The sequence below is a fragment of the Micromonospora sp. NPDC004540 genome, from assembly GCF_040610095.1.
Lineage (GTDB): Bacteria > Actinomycetota > Actinomycetes > Mycobacteriales > Micromonosporaceae > Micromonospora.
The window spans coordinates 21,146-45,412 of sequence record NZ_JBEXLR010000020.1 but is presented as its reverse complement, the minus strand read 5'-3'; the positions used below and the strand labels follow the sequence as shown (position 1 = coordinate 45,412).

General features: G+C 73.7%; 19 protein-coding genes. 4 read left to right on the top strand and 15 right to left on the bottom strand.

Translation table 11 applies throughout. The annotated features are described in order from the left end of the window. Nucleotides 1-86: 86 nt before the first annotated feature. Together ABZV78_RS10040 and ABZV78_RS10035 are read right to left on the bottom strand one after the other, a co-directional pair. Complete coding sequence (locus ABZV78_RS10040; RefSeq protein WP_355637154.1) at nucleotides 87-1,160, bottom strand: HAMP domain-containing sensor histidine kinase; 1,074 nt, start codon at nucleotides 1,158-1,160, stop codon at nucleotides 87-89. After that, nucleotides 1,157-1,825: a response regulator transcription factor gene (locus ABZV78_RS10035; RefSeq protein ID WP_355637152.1), complete on the bottom strand. Its 669-nt coding sequence runs from the start codon at nucleotides 1,823-1,825 to the stop codon at nucleotides 1,157-1,159. The genes ABZV78_RS10040 and ABZV78_RS10035 overlap by 4 nt, the downstream gene beginning before the upstream one ends. A 444-nt stretch (nucleotides 1,826-2,269) precedes the next feature. On the opposite strand from ABZV78_RS10035, the gene ABZV78_RS10030 reads away from it, so the two are divergent. Then, nucleotides 2,270-3,217, top strand: a complete 948-nt coding sequence (locus tag ABZV78_RS10030; protein ID WP_355637150.1) for a C39 family peptidase — start codon at nucleotides 2,270-2,272, stop codon at nucleotides 3,215-3,217. A 1-nt stretch (nucleotide 3,218) separates the two neighbouring features. Here ABZV78_RS10030 and ABZV78_RS10025 read toward each other — a convergent pair whose 3' ends face one another. Further along, a complete protein-coding gene (locus ABZV78_RS10025) occupies nucleotides 3,219-4,508 on the bottom strand; it encodes a PQQ-binding-like beta-propeller repeat protein (protein WP_355637148.1) in 1,290 nt (429 codons plus the stop codon). Then, entirely contained in the window at nucleotides 4,505-5,791 is a 1,287-nt protein-coding gene (locus ABZV78_RS10020) for a PQQ-binding-like beta-propeller repeat protein (RefSeq protein ID WP_355637146.1), read from the bottom strand. Before ABZV78_RS10020 ends, ABZV78_RS10025 begins: the two co-directional genes overlap by 4 nt. 140 nt (nucleotides 5,792-5,931) lie before the next feature. On the opposite strand from ABZV78_RS10020, the gene ABZV78_RS10015 reads away from it, so the two are divergent. Beyond that, entirely contained in the window at nucleotides 5,932-7,722 is a 1,791-nt protein-coding gene (locus tag ABZV78_RS10015; protein ID WP_355637220.1) for a hypothetical protein, read from the top strand. A gap of 219 nt (nucleotides 7,723-7,941) precedes the next feature. Here the strand turns inward: ABZV78_RS10015 and ABZV78_RS10010 are convergent, their stop codons facing one another. Together ABZV78_RS10010 and ABZV78_RS10005 are read right to left on the bottom strand one after the other, a co-directional pair. Beyond that, a complete protein-coding gene (locus ABZV78_RS10010; protein WP_355637144.1) occupies nucleotides 7,942-9,729 on the bottom strand; it encodes a hypothetical protein in 1,788 nt (595 codons plus the stop codon). Further along, nucleotides 9,687-11,564 (bottom strand): hypothetical protein, encoded by a 1,878-nt coding sequence (locus ABZV78_RS10005; RefSeq protein WP_355637142.1) that lies wholly within the window; start codon nucleotides 11,562-11,564, stop codon nucleotides 9,687-9,689. The genes ABZV78_RS10010 and ABZV78_RS10005 overlap by 43 nt, the downstream gene beginning before the upstream one ends. A 171-nt stretch (nucleotides 11,565-11,735) precedes the next feature. Here ABZV78_RS10005 and ABZV78_RS10000 point away from each other — a divergent pair, with 171 nt between their 5' ends. Continuing rightward, on the top strand, nucleotides 11,736-12,920 hold the full coding sequence (locus tag ABZV78_RS10000; protein ID WP_355637140.1) for a hypothetical protein: 1,185 nt from the start codon (nucleotides 11,736-11,738) through the stop codon (nucleotides 12,918-12,920). A 211-nt stretch (nucleotides 12,921-13,131) separates the two neighbouring features. Here ABZV78_RS10000 and ABZV78_RS09995 read toward each other — a convergent pair whose 3' ends face one another. The 9 genes from ABZV78_RS09995 to ABZV78_RS09955 all read right to left on the bottom strand — a co-directional run bounded on the left by ABZV78_RS09995 (nucleotide 13,132) and on the right by ABZV78_RS09955 (nucleotide 23,444). Beyond that, complete coding sequence (locus ABZV78_RS09995; RefSeq protein WP_355637138.1) at nucleotides 13,132-13,305, bottom strand: hypothetical protein; 174 nt, start codon at nucleotides 13,303-13,305, stop codon at nucleotides 13,132-13,134. Next, nucleotides 13,302-13,520: a flavin reductase gene (locus tag ABZV78_RS09990; protein WP_355637136.1), complete on the bottom strand. Its 219-nt coding sequence runs from the start codon at nucleotides 13,518-13,520 to the stop codon at nucleotides 13,302-13,304. The genes ABZV78_RS09995 and ABZV78_RS09990 overlap by 4 nt, the downstream gene beginning before the upstream one ends. A 315-nt stretch (nucleotides 13,521-13,835) precedes the next feature. Further along, complete coding sequence (locus ABZV78_RS09985; RefSeq protein WP_355637135.1) at nucleotides 13,836-15,047, bottom strand: helix-turn-helix transcriptional regulator; 1,212 nt, start codon at nucleotides 15,045-15,047, stop codon at nucleotides 13,836-13,838. 180 nt (nucleotides 15,048-15,227) lie between these two features. Further along, complete coding sequence (locus tag ABZV78_RS09980; protein WP_355637133.1) at nucleotides 15,228-15,788, bottom strand: hypothetical protein; 561 nt, start codon at nucleotides 15,786-15,788, stop codon at nucleotides 15,228-15,230. Between the two features lie 184 nt (nucleotides 15,789-15,972). Beyond that, nucleotides 15,973-16,659, bottom strand: coding sequence for a hypothetical protein (locus ABZV78_RS09975; protein WP_355637131.1), 687 nt, complete (start codon nucleotides 16,657-16,659; stop codon nucleotides 15,973-15,975). A gap of 262 nt (nucleotides 16,660-16,921) precedes the next feature. Then, nucleotides 16,922-18,868, bottom strand: a complete 1,947-nt coding sequence (dxs, locus tag ABZV78_RS09970; protein WP_091311778.1) for a 1-deoxy-D-xylulose-5-phosphate synthase — start codon at nucleotides 18,866-18,868, stop codon at nucleotides 16,922-16,924. Between the two features lie 70 nt (nucleotides 18,869-18,938). Continuing rightward, a complete protein-coding gene (locus ABZV78_RS09965; RefSeq protein WP_355637129.1) occupies nucleotides 18,939-20,132 on the bottom strand; it encodes an anhydro-N-acetylmuramic acid kinase in 1,194 nt (397 codons plus the stop codon). Nucleotides 20,133-20,145: 13 nt separating this feature from the next. Next, nucleotides 20,146-21,384: a TRAM domain-containing protein gene (locus ABZV78_RS09960; protein WP_355637127.1), complete on the bottom strand. Its 1,239-nt coding sequence runs from the start codon at nucleotides 21,382-21,384 to the stop codon at nucleotides 20,146-20,148. Beyond that, entirely contained in the window at nucleotides 21,381-23,444 is a 2,064-nt protein-coding gene (locus ABZV78_RS09955) for an APC family permease (protein WP_355637125.1), read from the bottom strand. Before ABZV78_RS09955 ends, ABZV78_RS09960 begins: the two co-directional genes overlap by 4 nt. A 157-nt stretch (nucleotides 23,445-23,601) precedes the next feature. Between ABZV78_RS09955 and ABZV78_RS09950 the strand changes: the two genes are divergently transcribed. Continuing rightward, nucleotides 23,602-24,267 (top strand): TrkA family potassium uptake protein, encoded by a 666-nt coding sequence (locus ABZV78_RS09950; protein ID WP_355637123.1) that lies wholly within the window; start codon nucleotides 23,602-23,604, stop codon nucleotides 24,265-24,267.

Here is a 24,267-nt window from a genome sequence, read left to right as displayed (position 1 = left end):
CCGCGCCGCTACCGGCCGACGACCCGGCGCGACCGATCGGGACAGCCGGGGCCGGCCGCACGGACAGGTGGCCGCCGATCGGCTTCTCAGGTGGCCGCGGGGGCGTCGGCCGACGGCAGGGTGACGGTCACCTCCAGGCCGCCGCCCGGCTGGGCGACCGCCTTCACCGTGCCGCCGTGCGCGTCGCAGACCGCGCGCACGATGGACAGTCCGAGGCCGGAGCCGCGGGCGCCAGTGCGTTCCTGCCCGCCGCGCCGGAACGGCTCGAACAGTCCCGGCACGTCGGCGGGGGCGACCTCGAAGCCGGTGTTCCCGACGACCAGCCAGGACCGCTGCCCGTCGGTGCCGGTCCGCACCCACAGCCGGCCGTGCAGGTGGTTGTAGCGGACCGCGTTCTCCACCAGGTTGCCGGCGAGCCGGTCGAGCAGGCCCGGGTCGCCGACCACCGGAGCGGCCCGCAGCGAGGTGTGCACCTTGAGGCCGATCCGCTCCACCTCGCGGGCCATCGCGGAGAGCGCGTTGGCGGTGCCCGTGGCGAGGTCGAACTCGGTGCGGCGGGCCAGCCGCCCGCCGGTCTGCGCCTCGCTGCGGGCCAGCACCAGCAGCGCGTCGACCAGCCCGTTGGCGCGCTCCGAGGCGTCCCGGACCACGCTGGCCATCCGGCGGTACTCGGCGAGGTCCGCCTCGTCGTCGCTGAGCGTCACGTCGATCTCGGTACGCATCACCGCGAGCGGGGTCCGCAGCTCGTGCGAGGCGTTGGCCACGAACCGCTTCTGCGCCTCGAACGCGGCGCTGATCCGGTCGAGCATGGCGTCGAAGGTCTCGGCCAGCTCGGCCACCTCGTCGTCCGCGCCGGACCAGCGGATCCGCTCGTCCAGGGTCGTCTCGCCGAGCCGGCGGGCGGTGGCGGTGACCTGGTGCAGCGGGCGCAGCGCCCGGCCAGCCACCGCGTACGCCCCGGCCACCCCGACCATGCCGATGGCGGCCAGCGCCACCAGGGCCTTGACCAGCAGCTCCCGCTCGTCGGTGGGGCGCAGCGCGTCCCGGACCAGCAGCCAGGCGAGCAGCACCAGGACCGCTCCGGCCCCGACCAGCAGCACCCCGTTGAGCAGGGTGAGCCGCAGCCGCAGGGTGGGCCGCAGCCGGGACCGGCCGGTCATGCGGCGGCCTCGCCGATCCGGTAGCCCGCGCCGACCACAGTCTCGATGAGCGGCGGGTCGCCGAGCTTCTTGCGCAGTGTCATGACGGTCACCCGGACGATGGTGGTGAACGGGTCGGTGTTCGCGTCCCAGACCCGCTCCAGCAGTTCCTCGCTGGAGACCACGGCCCCGCGCGCCTTGAGCAGCTCGGCCAGCACGCCGAACTCCTTGTTGGTGAGGTCGACCGGCTCGCCGGCGCGGGTGACGACCCGGCGGGCCGGGTCGAGCACCAGGTCGGCCACCTCCAGCACCGGCGGGGCGGCCGGGGTGGCCCGCCGGCCCAGGGCCTGCACCCGGGCGACCAGCTCGTCGAAGGCGAACGGCTTGGGCAGGTAGTCGTCGGCGCCGAGCTGCAACCCCTCCACCCGGTCGGCGACCGTGCCGCTGGCGGTGAGCATCAGCACCCGGGTCAGCGCGCCGGAGGCGGCCAGGTCGGCACAGATCCGGTCGCCGTGCACGCCCGGTAGGTCCCGGTCCAGGATCACCACGTCGTAGCGGGTGACGAAGGCGGCCTCGTGCCCGGCGTCGCCGTCGTAGGCGACGTCCACGGCCATCCCGCGCTTGCGCAGCCCGCGCGCGATCGCGTCGGCGAGGTTCCGCTCGTCCTCGACCACCAGTACCCGCATCCCGGCCTCCCAGCTCGTGACCTCCCGCCAACCTAGTGCCGGCCGCCAAGCGTCCCTCGCGCGCCGTCGTTGCAAAAAACCTTCAGGTACGCGATGCTCGCCGGCGGCGAGCGACAACCGCCCCGGGCGCCGGCCCGGCCCGAGCCGACGGGAGGCCCGCATGACCGCTGTCGACCCCGGCCGGGACGTGACGTACCACCGCTTCCGCTTTCCGGCGGACCTGCACCTCGGCGCCGCCGACGGGGTGGCCGGCGGCCCGGACGGGCTGGTGCTCGCCGCGCCGGCCGACCGGGTCGACCACACCGACCCGCACTCCGGCGACACCGCCGGGTACGACGCGGCGACCTGGACCTCCCCGGTGGTGCCGGTCGGCTTCGCCGTCGCCGAACTGGTCCCCTCCTGGACCGCCGACGCGCCGACGCGCCGACCGGCTGCTGGCTGCGGGTGGAGCTGCGCGGCTGGGCCGGCGACGCCGCCACCACCGGCTGGTACGACCTGGGCCGGTGGGCCGCGGACGACACGACCATCCACCGCTCCTCGGTGCCGGGCCAGGCGGACGGCGCGGCCCGGGTCGCGGCCGACACCCTGCGCGTCATCGGCGGGACGGTCACCGGCTGGCAGGTCCGGGTCACCCTGCACCGGCGCACCGACGCCCCGGCCGGCCCGGTGCTGCGCACCCTCGGTGTGGTCGCCTCGGCCGACGACCGGGCCACCCGGGCGGGCACACCCGCCGTCCCGGTCACGGCGGCGGCCCCCGTCGACGGGACGGCCGGCGGCGCCCGGGGCCGGGTGCTGGACGTGCCGCGCTACGCGCAGCGGCTGCACGCCGGCGGGGAGACCCGCTGGGGCGGCGGCGGTGACTCCTGGTGCAGCCCCACCTGCGTCTCGATGGTGCTCGACTTCTGGGGCGCCGGCCCCACCCCGGACCGGTACGCCTGGGTCGCCCCGCCCGGCCCCCGGCCGGTGGTGGTGCACGCCGCCCGGCACTGCTACGACCACGCGTACGCGGGGGCCGGGAACTGGCCGTTCAACACGGCGTACGCGGGCCTGCACGGGGTGGACGCCTTCGTCACCCGGCTGCGCTCGCTGGCCGAGGCGGAACGGTTCGTGGCCGCCGGCATCCCGCTCATCGTCTCGGCGGCCTTCACCCGGGGGCAGGTGCCCGGGCTGGACTACGACACCCGGGGGCACCTCATCGTGCTGGTCGGCTTCACGGCCGACGGTGACCCGGTGCTCAATGACCCGTACGCCCCGGACGACGAGGGGGTCCGCCGGACCGTGCCCCGGGCGGCGTTCGAGGCGGCCTGGCAGGGCGGCAGCGGCGGGGTCGTCTACGTGGTGCGGCCGGAGTCGGTGGCGCTGCCGCCGGCGCCCGCGCAGGCCAACTGGTGACTCACCGGCCCACCGGCCAGATCGTCAGCCCGCCCGCCGGGCGCAGGCAGACCAGCGCGGCGCCCGAGTCGGCGCAGTCGTCCCAGGAGCCGGGCAGCACCGCCCGGATCCGGACCTCCCCGGCCGCGACGTCCAGCGCGCCGACCAGCGTCCGGTCGCCGGGCATGCGGCGCAGCCCGAGCAGCCGGGTCGGGTCGCTCACGACGCCCGTGGTGCGCCAGCGGCCGAGCCGGGCGAGGGCGTGGCCGGTGGCCGGGTCGAGCACCGACAGCTCCAGCTCCAGCCCGACGCCGGGCTCGGCGCCGAGCAGCCGGCCGCCCACCGGCGCCATCCCGACCCACTGGTCGTCCACCCAGCTCGGTTCACCGGTGGCCGGGTCGAGGGCGCGTACCCCGCCGACCTGGTCGCGGATGCACACCATCCCGGCGCACTCGACGAACCAGACCCCGGCGCGGGGCTCCACCGCCACGTTCCAGCGCCGGTCCAGCCGGTCCAGCCCGTAGGCGGTGACCGTGCCCGGCGCGCCGTCGACCAGCAGCAGGTCGGCCACCACCTGGGTGAACCGGTAGGAGACCCGGTCCGCGGCCGGCGGCACCCGGCCGGCGTGCACCAGCGCGCCGGAGTCCGCGTCGTGCACCTCCACCCGGCCGTCGGGGGTGACCAGCACGATCTGCGTCACCCCCCGGTCGTCCGCCCGGTACGCCACCCCGTTGCTGGGCAGTGGCAGCGACCAGCGCACCGCGCCCGAGACCGGGTCGACGGCCAGCACCGTGCCGGTCCCGGCCGCCCGCGGGGTCTCGAACAGCACCCCGCCGGACCCGGTCGACACCGCGTAGCCGGACTGCCGCCAGCGCACCGCGCCGGTCGCCGGGTCGAGCAGGGTGGAGAGGGTGTCGCCGGCCCCGGCCGGGCTGCTCGTCACCAGCAGCCCGCCCGCCAGCGCGCCCAGCCCGAGCAGGTGGTCACCGGCCGGCAGGGTGAACCGCCAGAGCGGCTCGCCGCCGGGCAGCCGGTGCCCCGTGACCACCCGGCCGCCCCGGCCGATCGTGCCCGGCCCGTCGGCTACCACGAGCCGGCCCGCCAGGACCAGGAAGATGGCGCCCTGCGGGGCGGGCACCCGGATCCCCGCTGGCTGCCGGGCCGGCGGGGCCGCGCCGGCCAGGGTCAGCAGCGCCAGGCAGCAGACCGCCACCACCCGGGCCACCCGGCCCGGCGGCCGGGCCGGCGCGGGAGCCGGCTCGCCGGCCTCCTCGCCGTGCCGCATCTCCCCCAGCTCGATGACCGGACTCACGGCAGCCGCCACAGCCCGAACCCGCCGTCGGTGTGGCGGCAGACGACCAGCGTCGCGCCCATCCGGCAGTCGCCGACGGCGCCGACCAGCACGTCGCGCACCTCGGGGCGGCCGGGGGCCGGGTCCAGCTCGACGAGGAGCTGGCGGCTGTTCCGTATCCGCCGGACGCCGAACAGCCGGCCGTCGTACTCGTCCTGCTGCACCATCTCCCAGACGCCGAGGTCGGCCACCAGCCGGCCGGTGGCCTCCTCGATGACCGCCAGGGCGGTTCCGTGTCCGGTGTCCGGTGCCGCGCCCGTGTTGACCAGCAGCCGACCGCGGGCGGTCGACAGCACCCCCGCCCACCGGTCGTCGGTCCACCGCACCGCGCCGGTGGCCGGGTCGAGCGCCCACATCCCGCCGGTCTGCCTGATCGCGCAGAGCAGGCTGCCGCACTGCTGCGCGTAGCCGACCAGGGGGAGCGCGGCCGTCCAGCGCCGCTGGAGGGTGTCCAGGTCGTAGGCGGTGACGGTGCTGCCCGCGTCGCCGATCACCAGCAGCATCCCGGCGGCGAGCAGGGTGCGCTGCCGGGTGGGCAGGTCGCCGGGGCGCAGGTCGCGGGCGACCAGCCGGGCGCCGCTGACCGCGTCGTAGACGGCGGTCTCGCCGGCGGCCGGCAGGTAGACCAGCCGGTCCACGCCGGACGGGCCGAAGCTGAGTTCGACGTCGTCCGGCGTGCCGGGCGCCGACCACAGGGTCCGGCCGTCGCTCACCGCCACCCGGCGGATCGGCTGCCGGCCCGTCACGTCGGGCACCTGCATGAGCAGGGCCTCGCCGGCCGGGAAGCCCACCCCGGGCTGGACCCAGTTGACCTGGCCGGTGCGGGCGTCGAGGCCGACCGTCTCGTACACGGAGTCGCTGTCGGTCCGCCCGACGAGCAGGACGGTGCCGACCTGCTCCCACACCGCGGTGGCCGCGCCCACCCCCGGCAGCGGGGTCCGCCACAGTGTCCGGGGTGGACCGGAGCCGGCCCGGTACGCGACGAGCCGCCGGTTCGCACCGCCCGCCGGGTCGGCCGGCTCGACCACGTACACCCGGTCGCCGGAGACGAACGCGGCGGCCGCGGGGCCGCCGGCCAGGGTGCGCGCGGCGGGCCGCGCCGGCGGTGCCGCGGCGGCGAGCGTGACCAACGCCACCAGCAGCACCACGACGCTCCGGAACGGACGACCGGCGGCCCGCGGACGACGCCGCGCCGGGCCCGGCGGGGCGTCGTCGCGCAGCTCACCCAGATCGATGACGGTCACGACCACACCCTCCCCGCGCCGCCGCCCGGCTGTCTCGGCCGAAACCGGTACGAGACGTGCCGCCTGTACGATGGCCCGTCGTGGCCGTGCCGGTGGTGGACCCCTCGCTGAACTCCTCGCCCGTCGAGACCGAGCCCGTCGTGGCGGACCCGCCGCGCCGGCCTCGACGCCGGCCGGCACGCGCCGACGTGCTGGCCATCGGAGCCTATGCGGTGCTCGGCATTCTCGTCTGCCTCAACTATTGGGGCGACGTGCAACACCGGGTCTCCTCGCACCTGCCGACCGACCACAGCTGGTTCGAGTGGCTCTTCGCGCACGGCGCGTACTCCGTGCGTCACCTGGAGAACCCGCTCTTCACCGCCCGGCAGAACGCGCCGGACGGGGTGAACATGATGGCGAACACCTCGCTGCTCGGGGTCACCCTGCCGCTGGCGCCGCTCACCCTGCTGCTCGGCCCGCAGGTGATGTACGCGCTCTACCTCGGCGCGGCGCTCTCGGCCACCGCGGCCACCTCCTACTGGGTGCTGTCCCGGCACCTGGTCCGCTCGCGCGGGGCGGCCTTCGTCGGCGGCGCCTTCCTCGGCTTCGCCCCGGGCATCGTGCACCACGCCAACGGGCAGCCGAACTTCGTCTCCAACTTCCTGCTCCCGCTGATCGTGGCCCGGGTGCTGCGGCTCGGCGAACCGGGCCGGTGGCGGCGCAACGGGATCGCGCTGGGCCTGCTCGTGGCGTACCAGATCTTCATCAACGAGGAGATGCTCCTGCTCACCGCGCTGGCCTGCCTGGTCGTCGTGGTGGCGTGGATCGCGCAGCGGCCGCGGGCGGCGCGCGAGCGGGCCGGCACGTTCCTCGCCGCCACGGGCGTGGGCGGCGCGCTGGCCCTGCTGCTGACCGCCTACCCGATCTGGTTCCAGTTCAACGGGCCGCAGTCCTACCGTGGCCTGCAGGGCGGGGTCTTCCACAACTGGGGCGAGGACCTGATGGCCTTCGTCACCTTCGCCCGGGACACCGTGGCCGGGGACGAGGCGGTGGAGAAGACCATCGGGCTGACCGAGCAGAACACCTGGTTCGGCTGGCCGCTGGTGCTGGTCGCGCTGGTCGCGCTGGTGCTGCTGGTACGCCGCTCGCTGCCGGCCCGGATCGTGGCCGTGCTCGTGGTGGTCTTCACGGTCGCCGCCATCGGCCCGAAGGTGCGCTTCGACGGGGTGGAGACCACCGTCGACGGCCCCTGGGCGTACGTGCCGGACGACCTGCCGCTGGTCGAGATGATGATGCCGACCCGGCTCAGCCTGGTGGTGGCGGCCGCCGTCGGCGTGCTGCTCGCGCTGGCCTGGGACGCCCTGTCCGGGCGCGGACGCCCGCCGGTGCCCGCCCAGCGCACCGGCCCGACCGCCCCCGGATCACGCCGGCGTTGGCCGCGCCTCGTCGGGTACGCCGCCATCGTGGCCGCGCTGCTGCCGCTGCTCCCCCGCCCGCTGCCGGCCCAGCAGATCGACCCGCCGCCGCACTTCATCACGGCCGGCGGCTGGCGGCCCTACGTGCCGGACGGCCGGACCCTCGTGCCGGTGCCGATCCCGAGCAACGTGCACGGCCTGCCCACGCTGCGCTGGAGCGCGCTGACCAGGCAGGCGTTCCCCATCCCCGGCGGCTACTTCATCGGCCCCAACGAGGTGGGCGAGGGGGTCTTCGGCGCGCCGAACCGGCCGACCAGCACACTCATCTACTCCACCATGGACGCGAACAAGGTCCCGCCGCTCACCGACGAGAACCGCCGGCAGGCCCTCGACGACCTGCGCTTCTGGAAGGCGTCGGTGGTGGTGCTCGGCGCGGACCCGCGCGAGGCGGTGCTCCGCGACCTGATGACCGCCCTGCTCGGCCCGCCGCAGCGCGTCGACGACGTCTGGCTCTGGGACGTCCGCGACCGCGTCTGACCCCGTCCGGCCGGCCTCCGCCGGACCAGCCCGGTGTCGGCGCCGACCGAGGGCGGCGGCCCGCCGCAACCGGGTCGGAGGTAACTTCGCGGCGCCTACAAACGTGATGTCGCAGACGACTCACCGCGTTCGTAGCGTCCAGCCGACCATGACGACCCCCGGGCCGCCCGCGACCGCGGGCCCTGCCAGCCCCTCCACCGCCGCGACGGAGAGGGCCGGTCAGCCGGTCAGGGGGCGGACGTCCCAGAGGTGGGCGCCGGGGACGTCGCGGCCGGGGCCGACCAGCGCGTCCACCGTGGCGCGGACCGGGTCATCCGGGGTCGAGCCGGCCTGCACCAGCACCGCCGCCCGCCAGTGCCGCAGGTCCGCGACGGCCTGGCGGCGTTCCGCGTCGCCGATGGGCGGCACCTGGCCGGTCTCGGCGGCCCGGCGCAGCAGCAGCGAGGTCGGCAGGTCCGGTGCGCCCCAGTGCGCGGTCGGGTCGCCGGCAGAGCGGGGGCCGATGAAGTAGCCGCCCGGCGCGTCGAACGCCAGCCCGGTCCGCGCCGACCAGAAGGTGGCCGGGCTCACCCCGGACCCGGTGACCGGCGGCACCGGCACCAGCGTCCGCCCCGGCGGCACGTACGCCCGCCAGCCGCCGTCGGCCACGAAGGCCGGCACCGGCGTGACCGGCACGGTGCGGATCGGGGTCGGGGTGAGCGGCAGCAGCGCGGCGGCGACGGCCCCCGCCCACGGCGCCCAGGTCCGGGCCGCGCGGTGCCGGACCCGGTCCAGGGCGAGGGCCAGCAGCACCCCGAGCACCGGTACGCAGACCAGCGCGAACCGGGCCGGCACCACGAGGTCGAGCAGCGGCACCCCGGCGAGCAGCCGGTACGGCCCGGGCAGCCCCGTGTCGTGCCGGTTCACCACCACCGTGGTGCCCAGGGAGAGCAGCGCGAACAGCAGCCCGCAGGCGGCGAGGGCCCGGACCAGCGGCCGCCGCCACAGCCGGACCACGATCAGCACGGCCAGCAGCGGCAGGAACGGCCCGAAGAACGAGTTCTCCTCGGTCGGGTTCGGCGACAGCAGCCCGGCGTGGTAGCCGTCCCCGGCGACGGTCTGCCGGGCGGCGGCGGCGTACGAGGCCAGGTCCAGCCGGTAGCCCCGGGCGTAGAACGGCATCCCGCTGTAGTGGCCCGGACCGCCGAACTGGACCCAGAGCGGGTACGCCAGCAGCACCCCGGCGACCAGCGCGCCGATCCCGAGCCGGCGCGCCACCACGGGTGCCAGCCGCCGTGCGGCGGCCCGGTCGGCCAGCGCGTAAGCCCCGGCGCACACCCCGGCCGCGAGGGCCAGGAAGACCAGCACCTCCTCGCCGAGGAAGACCTGGTAGGCGACGGCCAGCCCGAGCAGCACCCCGTCCCGGCGGACCCGGTCGTGCGCCGGCCGGAACACCAGGCCGAGGATCACCGGGACCAGGAACTGGGCGGCCATGTGCAGGTGCGCCCCGGCCTGCGACACGAGGCCCGGGGCGAAGCCGCAGAACAGCCCGCCCACCGCCGCGGCGGCCCGGGAGCGGACCAGCCGGCGGGCGAGCAGCGCGTACCAGGCGGTGGCGGTGCCGGCGAGGCAGAGCACCACCGCGACGAGGAAGGCCACCTGCGAGCCGAACAGCGCGGTGACCGGGGTGAGCGGCACGCCCAGCCCGAGCACCGAGGTGTTGGCCATCAGGTTGACCCCGTCGGGGACGTTCAACGCGGTGCTGTGCAGCGGGTTCTCCCCGCCGGTCACCGCCCGGGCGGCCCGGGCGAGCATCCACTCGAAGAGCATCTGGTCGCCGGCCTGGTGGAACAGCCGGTCGGGCCGGCGCCACTGGCCGGCGGTGAGCAGCACGGCCAGGCCCAGGTAGCCGGCGACCACGAGCGCGTCGACCGGGCGCGGCCGCCACCGGCGCCGGGGCGCGGGCTCGGGGCGGTCCGGGCCGGTCAGGCGGACGGGCTGGTCAGTGTCCGGACGTCCCACAACCACACGTCCAGCTCCTGCCGGGCGGGCCCGACCAGCTGCTCCACGGTGCGGCGCAGCGGCTCGGCGTTCTGCTCGTTCAGCGGCAGCACCACGATCGCGGCCCGCCAGTGCCGCAGCTCGTCGAGGAAGCGCCGGCGCTGCCGGTCGTCGAGCTTCGGCGTACGCCCGGTGGCCTCGACCTCGGCGAGCAGTTCGCCGATGCCGCTGGGCCGGCCACCGAAGCGGCCCGGGTCGCCGGTGACCCCGTTGCGCGGGGCGAGGAAGTAGCCCCCGGGGATCTTGAAGGCCAGGTCGGTGCTGGCCGCCCAGCGCATCGGGTCGGTGTTGCCCATGGCCGGCACCGGCACGGAGACCAGCGTCTGGTCCGGCCCGACGTACTGCCGCCACCGGTCGGCCGTGATGAACTCGGGCACGGCCGGGCGGGTGGTGACCCGCAGCGGCATCGGCGCGATGGGCAGCAGCGCGAACACCAGACCGGCGGCGGTCAGGGTACGCACGGTGCGCCGCTCCACGACCCGCAGCGCCGCGGCCCGCTCGACCGCCAGGGCCAGCAGCACCCCGATGACCACGGTGGTGATCAGGCCGAACCGGGTCGGCACCACGGCGTCCAGCAGCGGCAGCTTCACCAGCAGCTCCCACGGGCCGGTGATCAGGTCCCGGTCCCACCAGGAGACCCGCTCGCCGAGGGAGAGCACGGCGAAGAACAGCCCGGTCGCCGCGAGCGCCCGGACCACGACCTCCCGGCGCAGCCAGACCACGATGCCGACGGCCAGCAGCGACAGGCTCCAGCCGAAGAAGGCGTTCTCCTCCGAGTAGTTCGGGGCCAGGTTGACATTGGCCCGCTCGTTGCCGCCGAGCGTGGTGGAGCCGGGCGTGAAGAACGCGGCGATGTCGTTGCCGTAGTCGCGGACCGTGTCACTGAGCCCGTGGTACGCCATCGGCCCCGCGAACTGCACCCAGAGCGGGTACGCCAGCAGCGCCCCGGCGAGCACCGCGCAGACCGCCAGCCCGACGCCGAGCGGCCGCCAGGCGGCGGCCCACCGCTCGCGCTGCTGCACCACCACGGCGACCAGGAACACCCCGCAGGCCAGCGCCGTGAAGAGCAGGATCTCCTCGTTGACGAACGCCTGCGCGGTGACCAGCAGGGCGAGCAGCGCGCCGTCGCGGACCGGCCGGGTCGACCGGGTCAGCACCAGCACCCGCCACACGATGAACGGCAGCAGGAACTGGCTGATGATGTTCGGATGCCAGTTGGCGTGCGACAGCATGGCCGGCGAGAACCCGCAGAACCAGCCGCCCACGGCGGCGGCCAGCCGGTTGCGCACCAGGTGCCGGGAGAGCACCCGGTACCAGGCGGCGGCCGTGCCCGCGAGACCGAGCGTGACCAGGGTGACGAAGGAGACCGCCGGTCCGAACAGGAGGGTCACCGGCACCATCGGGATGCCGAGGGCCAGGATGGCGGTGTTCGCCATCAGGTTGACCCCGTCCGGATAGTTGAACTGGTCGGTGTAGAACGGATACTCGCCGTGCAGCACGATCCGCACCGAGTGGGCCAGGAAGAACTGCACCTGCGCCGGGTCGCTGCTGTAGAGCGCGGCCACCCGGCCGGCCGGGTCGGCCCAGATCCCGCTGGTCACCCAGACCGCGGCGAGCAGGAACACCCCGTACACGGCCAGGTCCTGCCGGCGCGGCGTCCACCGCCACCGCCGCCGCGCGGCCGGCGCGGCGGGCTCCGCGTCGCGCGCGGTGATCGGGGGTTCGTCCACCATGACGGAGAGCGGTCCGCCCGAGGCGTCGGCGTCCGGCGTCGAGTCGCCACGGGGGTCGGCAGGCGTCACAGTCGGCGGAGTCTACCGGAGCCGGAAAATGGCGTACGAATCGCACGTCCCACCGTCCTCTGTGGTCATCATCCGAAAGGGTGAGGTGGGCGCGGCCGGGTGACCGGCCGTCTCGTACCATGTGGGCTTCCGGACACGACCGGTGAAGACGGGATTCAGGGGGCGTACAGGGTGGTTTCAGTCCGTCGACGCGGCACGACGGCCACCGCGCTGCTGGCCCTGCTGCTGACCGGCTGCGGCCCGGTCGCCGGGCGGCAGCCGGCGGCGCTGCCCGTGGGCTACGACAGCCTCGACGGCACGCTGAAGGTCTGGCCGGCGCGGGGCAGCCTGACCCGCGACGCCGCCGCCACCGGCGAGATCAGCCGGGCCGTCCGGGACTGGCGCTCGCCGGACGACGACCGGGCGCACCTGTCCTCCTCCGGCATCCTCTACTCCGGCGAGGTGGGCGGAAGCCCGCTGGCCCTGGTCGCCGCCGACGTACCCGGCGAGGGCGCGTCCTGGCTGCTACAGCTCCACCGTGCCGGGGATCGCTGGCAGGTGTCGCACGCCACCGAGTACACCGATCCCGGCTACCTGGTCTACTCGGACGTGCTGCCGGTCCAGACCTGGACCGGCCGCCGCTACCTCACCTCTGCCCGGGTGGAGCGGCTGCTCGGCCCCGACGGCAAGGCGCTCCCCGCGACCGACGGCATCACCGAGCCGGTCGCCGTGCCCGCCTGCCAGGCCGTGGCCGTGACCGCGACGCTGCGGCCCACCCGCTCGCTGCCGCGCGGCCGGGCCGCGGACCGCGTCCTCGACCTGGGTACGGCGACCGCCGCGCCCCGTTATCCGCTGGTGCGCGACGAGACGGGGTCGGGGAAGCGGGCGCTGACCGGGCTGGACACGTGCGTGCTCGCCGGGGAGCGGGGGCCGTTCGGGAGCGTGCCGCGGCGGATCGGCGACCGGCAAGCGCCCCGGTCGGCGCCGGAGTCGTGGCCGATGGCGAAGATCGCGGTGCGGTCGCTGGGGTCGGTTTCTCTTGGTGGCGGGGAGCCTGGCGAGCTGGAGCAGCTCACCTGGGAGAGCGCTACCGGGACGATGACCGCCGTGGTCTACCGGCCGGCCGGCGGTGGTGCTCCGGTTGTGTCTCCTGCCGACCGGTCCACGACCTTGCAGGCTTACTACCTGCCGGTGCCGGGACAGCCGCTCGCGGTGCTGAGTTGGCGGGGGCGGGATGCGTCGTTCGCGGCGCCGCCGGGGACCACACGGCTCGTGGACCGGCCGGGGCTCGTGGTGGTGGCGCAGCCGGACCGGAAGCAGACGTTCAGCCTGGCGGGGACCGAGAAGACCTGGTACCGGTCCGTGGGCGGGCGCTGAGTTCGCCTGTGGTTGCGGTGGTGGGGTTCGGGGCAGCCCGACCCGCTCCGGGCGGTCAGGCTTGATCCCTGCGCGGGTCGGGCTGCCCCGAACCCCGCGCTGGTTGCGCTCCGCCGGTGGGTTGCGGCTTCGTTGGCCACCCGTGGCGATCTTGGTAGGAAGTGGCCCCTATAGGGGCCCTTTCCGTCCAAGATCTCCCCGGGGCAGGTCTTCACACGAGGCGATGGAGGCGGATTTTCGGGCGCTCGTTTCTCAGGTGGGACTGCTTGTGTTGGCGGACCTCTTCGTCCCAGACCTCCTGGTCGTAGTCCGGGTCCGGCGGGATCCATTTGTGGGAGCCGTCGCTGTAGTGGTACTTCTCGTCGCCGGGTCGGAGGATGCTCATCGGGTCCAGCCGAGGAAGCGGTGGTGCAGGTGGCCGGCGGGGACATGGGCCAGGTCGTGGGTGGCGTCGGCTAGCTGGGCGACCAGGTAGAGACCTAGTGAGACCGGGGCGGCATCGTACTCCGCTCGCAGCTCGCGACGGCGCGTCTGGCAGGGCCAGTCGGCGCCGCAGCCGCCGCAGGTCCAGGCCGGCGTGACCGGGAGGTGGGTCGTCATCGCGGGGCGTCCTGGTTGGGCCAGTGGCCGCGGCTGATCGGGATGACGTGGCGGCTTCGGCACGGTAGGTGGGATCCGCAGCGGCAGACGCGTCGCCAGTGCCGCCACGACCAGACCGGCCGGTGACGACGGGCCAGGGTCAGCGCCACCGCCACCAGGAATTCGTCGTAGGAGACGCGTCGCACCTGTTCTCCCTCGCCCCTCAGGATGGAGAGGGACACGGCGACCAGGCGATCCCGCACCGCCCGCCGCATCCCGTGACGAGGAAGCTACGCAGCGTTGCGGGGCGGAACGGGTAGGGTTCGTACCCCTAGATCAAGAGACGAGGCCGACCTTCAACGCGAGGTCATGAACGTCGTTCCGTACCGGCCGCGGCCCGTCGAGCAGATTCAGGGTCATCTGCCGGGCGTAGCCGTTGAAGCGGATCGTCTCCGGCGCGGACTCGTACGCCTGCCGGAGACTCGTCACGGTCGCTTCGTTGTCACCCTTGCCGTAGTGACCTCGAGCGACCTCGATGAGGTGACGGGCGCGGCGCGGCCTCGACGGAATACCAGCCGGATCGACGCGACGGGCCTGTCGCAGCGCCTCGCCGGACTTCTGCAGCTCGACGGCCACGGTCACGGCGTGCGCACCCATGATGACCTGCGAGAACGACGTCTGCGGCTGGTAGAAGCCCTTCGGCAGGCGCTGCGCCACCCGGTCCGCGCGGTCCCAGTACCGCCACGCCCGGCCCTCCTCGCCAGCCCGGGCGGCGGTGTAGGCGGCCTCGAAGTTCAGTGCCCCCCAGAGCGCCAGAAGGTTGGTGGTCGCGTCGGCCACCCGAGGCTCCAGTGCCGACACGACGTCGAGGGTCACCGCCATGGCCGTGTCCCAGTCCCCGGCATCCCGGTGCACCTGGCATAGGAACCACCCGGCGCAGGCCAGCGCCTCGGGCTCCCCGGACTCCTGAGCCGCGACCATCGCCCGGTCGGCCACGCGCCAGAGGAGCTCGGCAGCCGGCTGGTAGGCGAGGAACATCTGCGCCAGCCCGAGCACCTCGGCCAGCAGAGCCTGGGCCTGCCGGCGCTCATCACCCTCATATGCCAACGCTGCATGTTGGGCCTCCCGCACCAGGCCCGGGAGCAGGCCACCGAGCACCGTGCGGTGGTCCGACGCCTGATGGCGTGCCCGCCATGCTGCCGCCAGGCGTTCCCTGAGCTGGTGCAACGGCACCGGCGGAACGTCACTGGACAGCGGGAACCGGTTCACGGCGTCGCGGACAGTGGCCAGGGCCGGGTGCTCCGGGCCGTTGACGACGGCGGATCGGTCGCTCAACTCTCCGACCAGGGCGGACACGTCGACCTTGAGGGCGCGGGCAATCCGATCCAGCATGTGCACGCGCGGGGGCAGGATGCGATCGGTCTCCACCGCCTTGACCCACTCGGCGCTTCGACCGACGAGGCCGCCGAGCACGGCCCGCGTCTTGCCCGACCGCTCGCGGTAGACCTTGAGGCGCTGCCCGAAGGTCAGCTCCGGCATGGAGTCCATCCGGACCTCCTCGTAGCGCAAGGCGTCGCTGGCCTGTCGGCCGCTGCCCCGCCTAACCGTACCGGGAGCTCCGCGCCCTGATAACCCTCAGACACCGCCCCGACAGGGCGACCGGCCTGCTGTCTCGCCATCCGAACCGGGTCGAGACGGCTGTCGTTCCAGCCAGTCGCGGCGTGTCGTTCAGATCTCCGGAGGATTCAGCCAGCTTTCGAGGTCGTAGGCGACTGCGCAGTACTCGTCGTTGCGGTCGGTGATGGGCTCATACAGCTCGCCGTCGTTACCCAGCTTCATCGTCAGCTCAAGCTCGAAGCTCGCGGCCATTCCTGCGATGGAACGGCCGCCAGCGCGCTGCAGTGGAACGTCGAGTCCATACGAGGTGCCGTTGTCGACCAAGCTGACGTAGATTCGACAGCTTTCATCGGCTCGGAGCATGAAACCGGTGAACCAGAAGACGTCTTTGACCGAGGGGAGAATCGGGCCGCGCTGCATGAGCTGGAAAACCGTCAACAGCTCCTGCTCGGATGAGATTCGGCTCGCGGGTGCGGCGAGTCCTTCGCCCGCAAGCGTAACCACTCGGTTGCCGTGCACGTCCCGCGGCAGGGCCTCGTCTCGCTTCAGCCGGTCGATGGCGTCGATGGAAATAGACCCCAGATAGGCGAGAACCCTGTCCACCGCGAATGGACTTCCGGCGTCGGGGTGCAGGGCCTCGTGCGACACCTCGAAAGCCACACCGGACGCCATCGCCGAGTCGTCGGTGAGAACGACTCGCGATCGTTTCTCGTCAACTCGCACGACTCCGCGGAGCCGGGGTCGGGGTCGGGGAACAGAGGCGGAACCTAGAGGAGGTAGCAGCAACGGCACCACAGCACCGAGGAGAAGCCGGTGTGCATGGTCCACGTCCTCCAGGTTCCTCACCACGCCGTCCTCAGCTCACTCTGACGCGGTTGACCGCGTTCGGGCACTTGCTCTTGCCTTTACAGTAACCGGTGATCACTCCGATGTAGGCACCGTCCGGGCTGACGTAACGACCGTCGGACGTGCGAGTAGCCATCTGAACGCCGAAGACTACTGTCTCCCGGACGCCGAGGTTGCTGTCCACCAGGAGAGCGGTGTAGTTGCTCTGCGCGTTTGGACCGTGCGCCTTCAAGGCGGCCTTGAAGGGGTCGATGGAGGTGAGATTGTGCCTGACGTTGTAGTGCCGGTAACCGAGATCAGCGTTGCCCAGGCGTAGCGGGACGTAGGTGCCGTTCCAGTCCCGACCACCCCAAACGACACTCCACCAATTCCCGTCGTTGCCGCCACCCGGATCCAGGTCCGGCAGCGATTCAACCGCGTAGTCGCCGCCGAACTCCTCGCTCGACAGCACGCGGGAGACTGATCCGTCGTCGGCTCGCACCCGGAACTTGTCGGGCAGCTTCATGTCGGGCATGGCGGCAACTTCCTCTTCAGGGATGCCTGCCGCCGACGAATACTGCTCAATGGAGACCCATTGCAGCGTCTCCACCTGGGAATCTGCAGGTGCCGCAGCCGCGCCGGTGGCGGCCGAATTCATCAGCACAAATGCCACGACCGTGGCCCCGAACAGCGATCGCAGCCTTCGACGCTGCTGCATGGCTCTCATAAGCAGAATGCCTCCCCTTCATCGGCGACCCGTGTCACCTGATCATCACGATAGGTAAGGCACATTCGCACCACAGCCCCGGTTCGCATTGCCATGCTCACAGCGCCGACTCAAGTCGATTCACACCTTGGCAATAATCGACGAGAATGCCGGCTTGAGGCGGGAACCGCGGGATGTCGTAAGCGAGTAAGGCAGCAGACATCGAACGGGCGGCCCCGCGCAAGGCAGGACCGCCCGTTCGGCGTAGCTGAGGTCAGTTCTTTGCGGTCGCCTCGTCGGCGGCCGGGTCGACCGACTGCGCGTCCAGCCCCGAGATCCACCCGGTGACGTCCCGCGCCACGTCCTGAGCCGTCAGCCCAAGGTCGGCCAGGATCTGCGCCCGAGTCCCGTGCGGGTGCCAGTCCGCCGGCACCCCAAGATCCTTGACGGGCACCCGAACGTCAGCGTCCCGCATCGCCTGGGCGAGGGCGGAACCCACGCCCCCAACCCGGACACCGTCCTCGACGGTGACGACGAGCCGGTGCCCAGCAGCCAGCTCGACCAGCTCGGCCGGCACGGGCCGGACCCAGCGCGGGTCGACCACGGTCACCCCGTACCCCTGCTCGGCGACCCGGGTGGCGACCTCCATGCCGAGGCCGGCGAAGGAGCCGACCGCGACGAGCAGCACGTCCGTACGCGCCGACTCGGCCAGCACGTCGACCGGGCCGACCCGGCGCACGGCTGGCAGGTCGGCGGCCACGGTGCCGGTCGGGAAGCGCAGGATGGTCGGCCCGTCGTCCACGGCGATCGCCTCGCGCAGTTCCTCGCGGAGGGTGGCCGAGTCGCGGGGCGCGGCGATCCGCAGGCCGGGCACCGTGCCGAACACCGACATGTCCCAGATGCCGTAGTGGCTGGGCCCGTCGGGGCCGGTGATGCCGGCGCGGTCGAGCACGAAGGTGACCGGCAGCTTGTGCATGGCCACGTCGAGCAGGACCTGGTCGAAGGCGCGGTTGAGGAAGGTGGCGTAGACGGCGACCACCGGGTGCAGGCCGCCCATGGCGAGGCCGGCCGCCGAGGTGGCGGCGTGCTGCTCGGCGATGCCCACGTCGTAGACCCGGTTGGGGTACTTGCGGGCCAGGGTGGCGATGCCGGTGGGCTCGGCCATGGCGGCGGTGATGCCGACCACGTCGGGGCGCTCGTCGGCGATGCTGACCAGCTCGTCGGCGAAGACGTGGGTCCACTTCACCGACGGCGCGGCGAGCAGCTTGCCGGTCTCGATGTCGAACGCGCCGCCCGGGCCGTGCAGGCGGTCCGCCTCGTCCTCCTCGGCGGCGCGGTAGCCGTAGCCCTTGCGGGTGACCGCGTGGACTATCACCGGGCCGCCGAAGTTCTTGGCGGCGCGCAGCGCCGACTCGATCGCGGGGACGTCGTGGCCGTCGACCGGGCCGACGTACTTGATGCCCAGGTCCTCGAACATGGCCTGCGGGGCGACCGCGTCCTTGATGCCCTTCTTGACCGCGTGCAGCACCTCGTACATGGGCCTGCCGACCAGCGGGGTCGAGCCGAGGGCGTCCTTGACGGTGTCGAGCACCTTCTCGTAGCTCGGGTTGAGCCGCAGCGACGACAGGTGGTCGGCGAGGCCGCCGATGGTCGGCGAGTAGGACCGGCCGTTGTCGTTGACCACGATCACGAGGGGGTTGCCGGCGGTGGCGATGTTGTTCAGGGCCTCCCAGCACATGCCGCCGGTGAGGGCGCCGTCGCCGACCACCGCGACGACGCTGCGCTTCTCGCCGCGCAGCGCGTACGCCTTGGCGAGGCCGTCGGCGTAGGAGAGGGCCGTGGAGGCGTGCGAGTTCTCGATGAGGTCGTGCTCGCTCTCCGCCTGGCTGGGGTAGCCGGAGAGGCCACCGCGCTGGCGGAGCTTGTCGAAGCCCTCCTGCCGGCCGGTGACGATCTTGTGTACGTAGGCCTGGTGGCCGGTGTCGAACAGGAGCCGGTCGCGCGGCGAGTCGAAGACCCGGTGCATGGCCAGGGTCAGCTCGACCACGCCCAGGTTGGGGCCGACGTGCCCGCCGGTGCGGGAGACCTTGGCGATCAGGAAGTCCCGGATCTCGGCGGCGAGGATGTCCAGCTGCTCGGCCGTCATCCGCTTCACGTCCTGCGGGCCGCGGACGGTGCCCAGCAGCCGACCGTGGTTGGCCGTGCCCTCTTCAACACTCATGACCGAAGAGTCTATCGGCCGCTCGACAGCCCGCAGCCCGGCCGTGGATCTTCCCAGGTCAGGCCCCCGATCAGGGGGTGACGACCAGCCGGCGCGGCGGAGCCGCCGGTTCGGCCGCGAACGCCGGGCCGGAGGGGGTCCAGGAGCCCAGCACGGCGGCCCGGGAGGCCCCGGTGACCGACGGGATGGCCCCGGGCAGCCCGTGCCAGGACAGCCAGCCCAGCAGGGCGAACGCGTACGCCTCCTTGGCCTGGGCCGGCACCCCCAGCTCGTCGGTGGTGCGCAGCCGCCAGCGCCCCGCCCCGAGGGCGGCGAGCCGGGCCCGGAGTGTGGGGTTGCGCACTCCCCCGCCGGCGGCGATGACCTCGGTCACCCCGTGCCGGTCGCAGGCGTCGGCGACGGTCCGGGCGGTCAGCTCGGTGAGCGTGGCGAGCACGTCGTCGACGGCCACCGGCTCGCCCAGGGCGGCCAGCCGGTCGTCCAGGTAGCCGCCGTGGAACAGCTCCTTGCCGGTCGACTTGGGCGGGGGCGCGGCGTAGTAGGGCTCGGCGAGCAGCAGCGCCAGCAGGCCCTCGTGCACCCGGCCGGCCGCCGCCCGGGCCCCGTCCAGGTCGCAGGGGCGGTCCAGGAAGCGCCGGGCCGCGGCGTCCAGGAGGGCGTTCGCCGGGCCCACGTCGTATCCGAGGACCGGCGCCCCGGGAGCGACCACGGTGAGGTTCGCGATCCCGCCGAGATTCAGTGCGGCCCGCGGCGCAGTTCCGTTTGAGCTCCGCGCGTCGCGCGGAGCGGCGGCCGCGTCGAGCAGCAGCGCGTCGAAGGCCGGGACCAGCGGCGCGCCCTGACCGCCGGCCGCCACGTCCGCCGACCGCAGGTCGTGCAGCACGGGTACGCCCACCCGGGCGGCCACCCGGGCCGGCGCGCCGAGCTGGAGGGTGCCCCGCACCCGGCCCGCCTCGACCCAGTGGAAGACGGTCTGGCCGGGCGAGACCACGGCGTCGACCACGCCCCCGGCCAGCTCCACGCCGGCCGCCGCCGCGTCGGCGAAGACCTCGCCGAGCCGGTTGTCCAGCCGGCAGACCGCCTCGATGGTGGTGGCCGCCGGGGGCAGCAGCGCGCCGATCTCGGCCCGCAGGTCGTCGGGGTAGTCGAGGCTGCGGTGCCCGAGCGGGCGCAGCGTCAGCGTCTCCCCGTCCCGGGTGAACTCGGCCGCCACCACGTCCACCCCGTCGTACGAGGTGCCCGACATCAGCCCGACGATCTTCATCGGGCCAGGCTAGTCACTCTCCTGAAGGCAGGAACAGCCCGACCAGCTCGACGTGCTGGGTCATCGGGAACAGGTCGAAGCCGCGCAGCGCGGCGAGCCGCCAGCCGGCTCCGGTGAAGGTGCGCACGTCCCGGGCGAAGGCGGCCGGGTCGCAGGCCACGTACGCGACCGCGCGCGGGCCGGCGGCGACGATGTCCCGCACCACCGGGGCGCCCGCGCCGGAGCGCGGCGGGTCGAGCACCACCACGTCGACCGGGCCGGTGACCCGGCGGCGAGCCAGCGCGGTCTCCACGCGGGCGGCGACCACCTCGACCCGGGGCAGGTCGGCCAGGTTGGCCCGGGCCGCGTCCACCCCGTCCTGGCTCGACTCGACCAGGGTGACCCGCGCGTCGCCGACCCGGCCGGCGAGGGCCGCGGCGAACAGCCCGGCGCCGCCGTAGAGGTCCCAGGCGGTCTCGCCGGGGCGCGGGTCGAGCAGGTCGAGCACCGCCCCGACCAGGGTGTCCGCGGCGGCCGGGTGCACCTGCCAGAAGCCGGACGCGGGCAGCGTCCAGTCCCGGCCGGCGGCCACCTCGCGGACCTCGGCCGGGCCGCTGACCGGGGTGGGCGCCCCCTCGGCGAGGGCGACCACGCTGACGTCGCCGCCCGTGGAGGCCACCGTCTCGACGGCGTCGGCGTCCGGCCAGTGGGCCCCACTGGGCGCCAGCACCGGCAGGTCCTGGATGGCCGGGTGGGCGATCAGGCAGCGGTCGATCGGCACCACCTCGTGCGAGCGGTGCTTGAGCAGCCCGGCCCGGCCGGCGGCGTCGACCGCGTAGCGGACCCGGGAGCGCCAGCCCAGCGGCCCGCCGGGCAGCGCCTCGACCCGGACGCCGAGCGCGTCGATCTGGTCGTCGGTGAGCCCGCCCAGCCGGGTGAGCTGCTCGCGCACCACGGCGACCTTCCAGTCGAGCTGGGCGGCCGGGGTGACGTGCTGGAGGTCGCAGCCGCCGCACCGGCCCGGCTTCGCGTACGGGCACGGCGGCTCGACCCGGTCCGGCGAGGCGGTCAGGATCTCCACGGCGTCGGCGCGGGCGAAGCCGCGGTGCAGCTCGGTCACCTCGGCCACCACCCGCTCGCCGGGCAGCGCGTGCCGGACGAAGACCACCTGGCCGTCGACCCGGGCCACGCAGTGCCCGCCCGGGGCGACCGCGTCCACGGTCAGCTCGACCCGCTCGGCCTCCTCCAGCCCGGTACGGGCCGGCGCGGTCACGGGCGGTCCCCCGAACCGCTCTCCCCCGGGGGCGCGGAGACCACCGGCGGGACGCTGGGCGGCAGGGTGCTGCGCGGGGCCACCCGGGGGCCGCGCGCCGGGCCGCGGGTGAGCGTGGCGTCCAGCCGGTCCAGGTTCTTGCTGGCGGTGGAGGCGAGCTGCCAGGGCACGCTGGTGACCATCACGCCCGGCTCGAAGAGCAGCCGCCCCTTGAGCCGCAGCGCGCTCTGGTTGTGCAGCAGGTTCTCCCACCAGCGGCCCACCACGTACTCCGGGATGAAGACCGTGACCACGTCGCGGGGCGACTCCCGGCGGGTGGAGGCGACGAAGTTGAGGATCGGCCGGGTGATCTCCCGGTAGGGGGAGTCGATCACGGTCAGCGGCACCGGCAGCTCGCGCCGCTCCCACTCGGCCTGGAGGTCCCGGGTGTCCTTGTCGTCCACGTTCACCGTCACCGCGGTGAGCGTGTCCGGCCGGGTCGCCCGGGCGTAGGCGATGGCCCGCAGCGTCGGCTGGTGCAGCTTGCTGACCAGCACGATGGCGTGGTTGCGGGCGGGCAGCACGGCCCGCTGCTCGGTCGGCTCCAACTCCGCGGAGATCCGGTCGTAGTGCCGCCGGATGGCCAGCATGAGCAGGTAGATCACCGCCATGGCGGCGATCGCGATCCAGGCGCCGAGCAGGAACTTGGTGATCAGCACGATGATCAGCACCACGCCGGTCATCGCCATGCCGAACGCGTTGATCGCCCGGGAGCGGATCATCCGCGCACGCGCCTCCGGGTCCCGCTCGGTGCGCAGGTGCCGGTTCCAGTGCCGGATCATGCCGGCCTGGGAGAGGGTGAACGAGACGAACACCCCGACGATGTAGAGCTGGATGAGCCGGGTCACCTCGGCCTGGAAGCCGATGATCAGCACCACCGCGAAGACGGCCAGGAAGACGATGCCGTTGGAGAAGGCCAGCCGGTCGCCCCGGGTGTGCAGCTGGCGGGGCAGATAGCGGTCCTGGGCCAGGATCGAGCCGAGCACCGGGAAGCCGTTGAAGGCGGTGTTCGCGGCCAGGAACAGGATCAGCGCGGTCATGCCGGCCACCACGTAGAGCAGCACCGAGCCGTCGCCGAACACGGTCTGCCCGAGCTGGGTGGTGACAGTCTTCTGCACGTACCCGTCGGGGCCGGAGACGATCTGCGCCGGATCCTCGACGAACTGCAGCCCGGTCAGCTTGGCCAGCCAGATGATGCCGACCAGCATGCTGACGGCGATGGTGCCGAGCAGCAGCAGGGTGGTCGCCGCGTTCTTCGACTTGGGGGTCTTGAACGCGGGCACGCCGTTGGAGATCGCCTCGACGCCGGTGAGCGCGGCGCAGCCGGAGGAGAAGGTGCGCAACAGCAGGAAGATCAACGCGAAGCCGGTCACGCTGTGTTCGGCGTGGATCTCCAGCCCGGCGCTCGGCGCCCGCAGGTCGTCGCCGAGGATGAAGATCCGGACCAGCCCGGTCAGCAGCATGCCGCCGATGACGATCACGAAGCCGTAGGTGGGGATGGCGAACGCGGTGCCCGACTCGCGCAGGCCGCGCAGGTTCATGGCGGTGAGCAGCACCACCGCGCTGACCGCGATGAGCACCTTGTGGGTGGCCACGTACGGCACCACCGAGCCGAGGTTCGCCACGCCCGAGGAGACCGACACCGCCACGGTGAGCACGTAGTCGACCAGCAGCGCGCTGGCCACCGCGAGCCCGGCCCGCGGCCCGAGGTTGACCGTGGCCACCTCGTAGTCGCCGCCGCCGGAGGGGTAGGCGTGCACGTTCTGCCGGTAGCTGGCCACCACGGTCAGCATCACCACGACGACCGCGAGCGCGATCCACGGCGAGAAGATGAAGGCCGACGCGCCCGCGATGGAGAGCGTCAGCAGGATCTCGTCCGGGGCGTAGGCGACGCTGGAGAGCGCGTCGGAGGCGAAGACCGGCAGCGCGATGCGCTTCGGCAGGAGGGTGTGCTGGAGGCGGTCGGACCGGAACGGTCGACCGAGGAGGAGTCGCTTCAGCAGCGAGGTGGGTCTGGCCACAACCGCCAAGAGTACGACCACCCGGGCCGGGCGGTGGGGGTGGGCGATCGCCCCACGCGCGCCCGCGCGGTACGGTTCGGTCCCCCGCCCGCAGCGGGGACGTGGCAGGCTCGCAGACGACGGGCCAGCGGGCGGCACCGTGGGAGGAGCGGACACCGTGCATGTCGTGATCATGGGCTGCGGCCGGGTCGGGTCGACCCTGGCCCACAGCCTGGAGTCCCGGGGGCACTCGGTGGCGGTGATCGACCAGGATGCGGACGCGTTCCGCCGTCTCGGGCCGGACTTCGCCGGCATCACGGTCACCGGCGCCGGCTTCGACGGCGAGGTGCTGCGCCAGGCCGGCATCGAGCGGGCCGACGCCTTCGCCGCGGTCTCCAGCGGCGACAACTCCAACATCATCTCGGCCCGGCTGGCCCGCGAGACCTTCGGCGTGTCCCGGGTGGCCGCCCGGATCTACGACCAACGCCGCGCCCAGGTCTACGAGCGCCTCGGCATCCCCACCGTGGCCACCGTGCGGTGGACGGCCGAGCGGATGCTGCGCCACCTGGTCCCCGAGGGCAACGTGGAGATCTTCCGCGACCCGACCAGCACCGTCTCGATCATCGAGGTGCCGGTGCACAAGGACTGGATCGGCCGGTCGCTGCGGCACCTCGAGGAGGCCACCGGCGCCCGGGTCGCCTACCTGATCCGGTTCGGCATCGGCACGCTGCCCACCGCCTCCACCGTGGTGCAGGAGGGCGACCAGGTCTTCATGCTGGTGACCGACGACATCACCGCCTCGGTCACCTCGGTGGCGGCGGCGCCGCCCGAAGGGGGGCAGTGA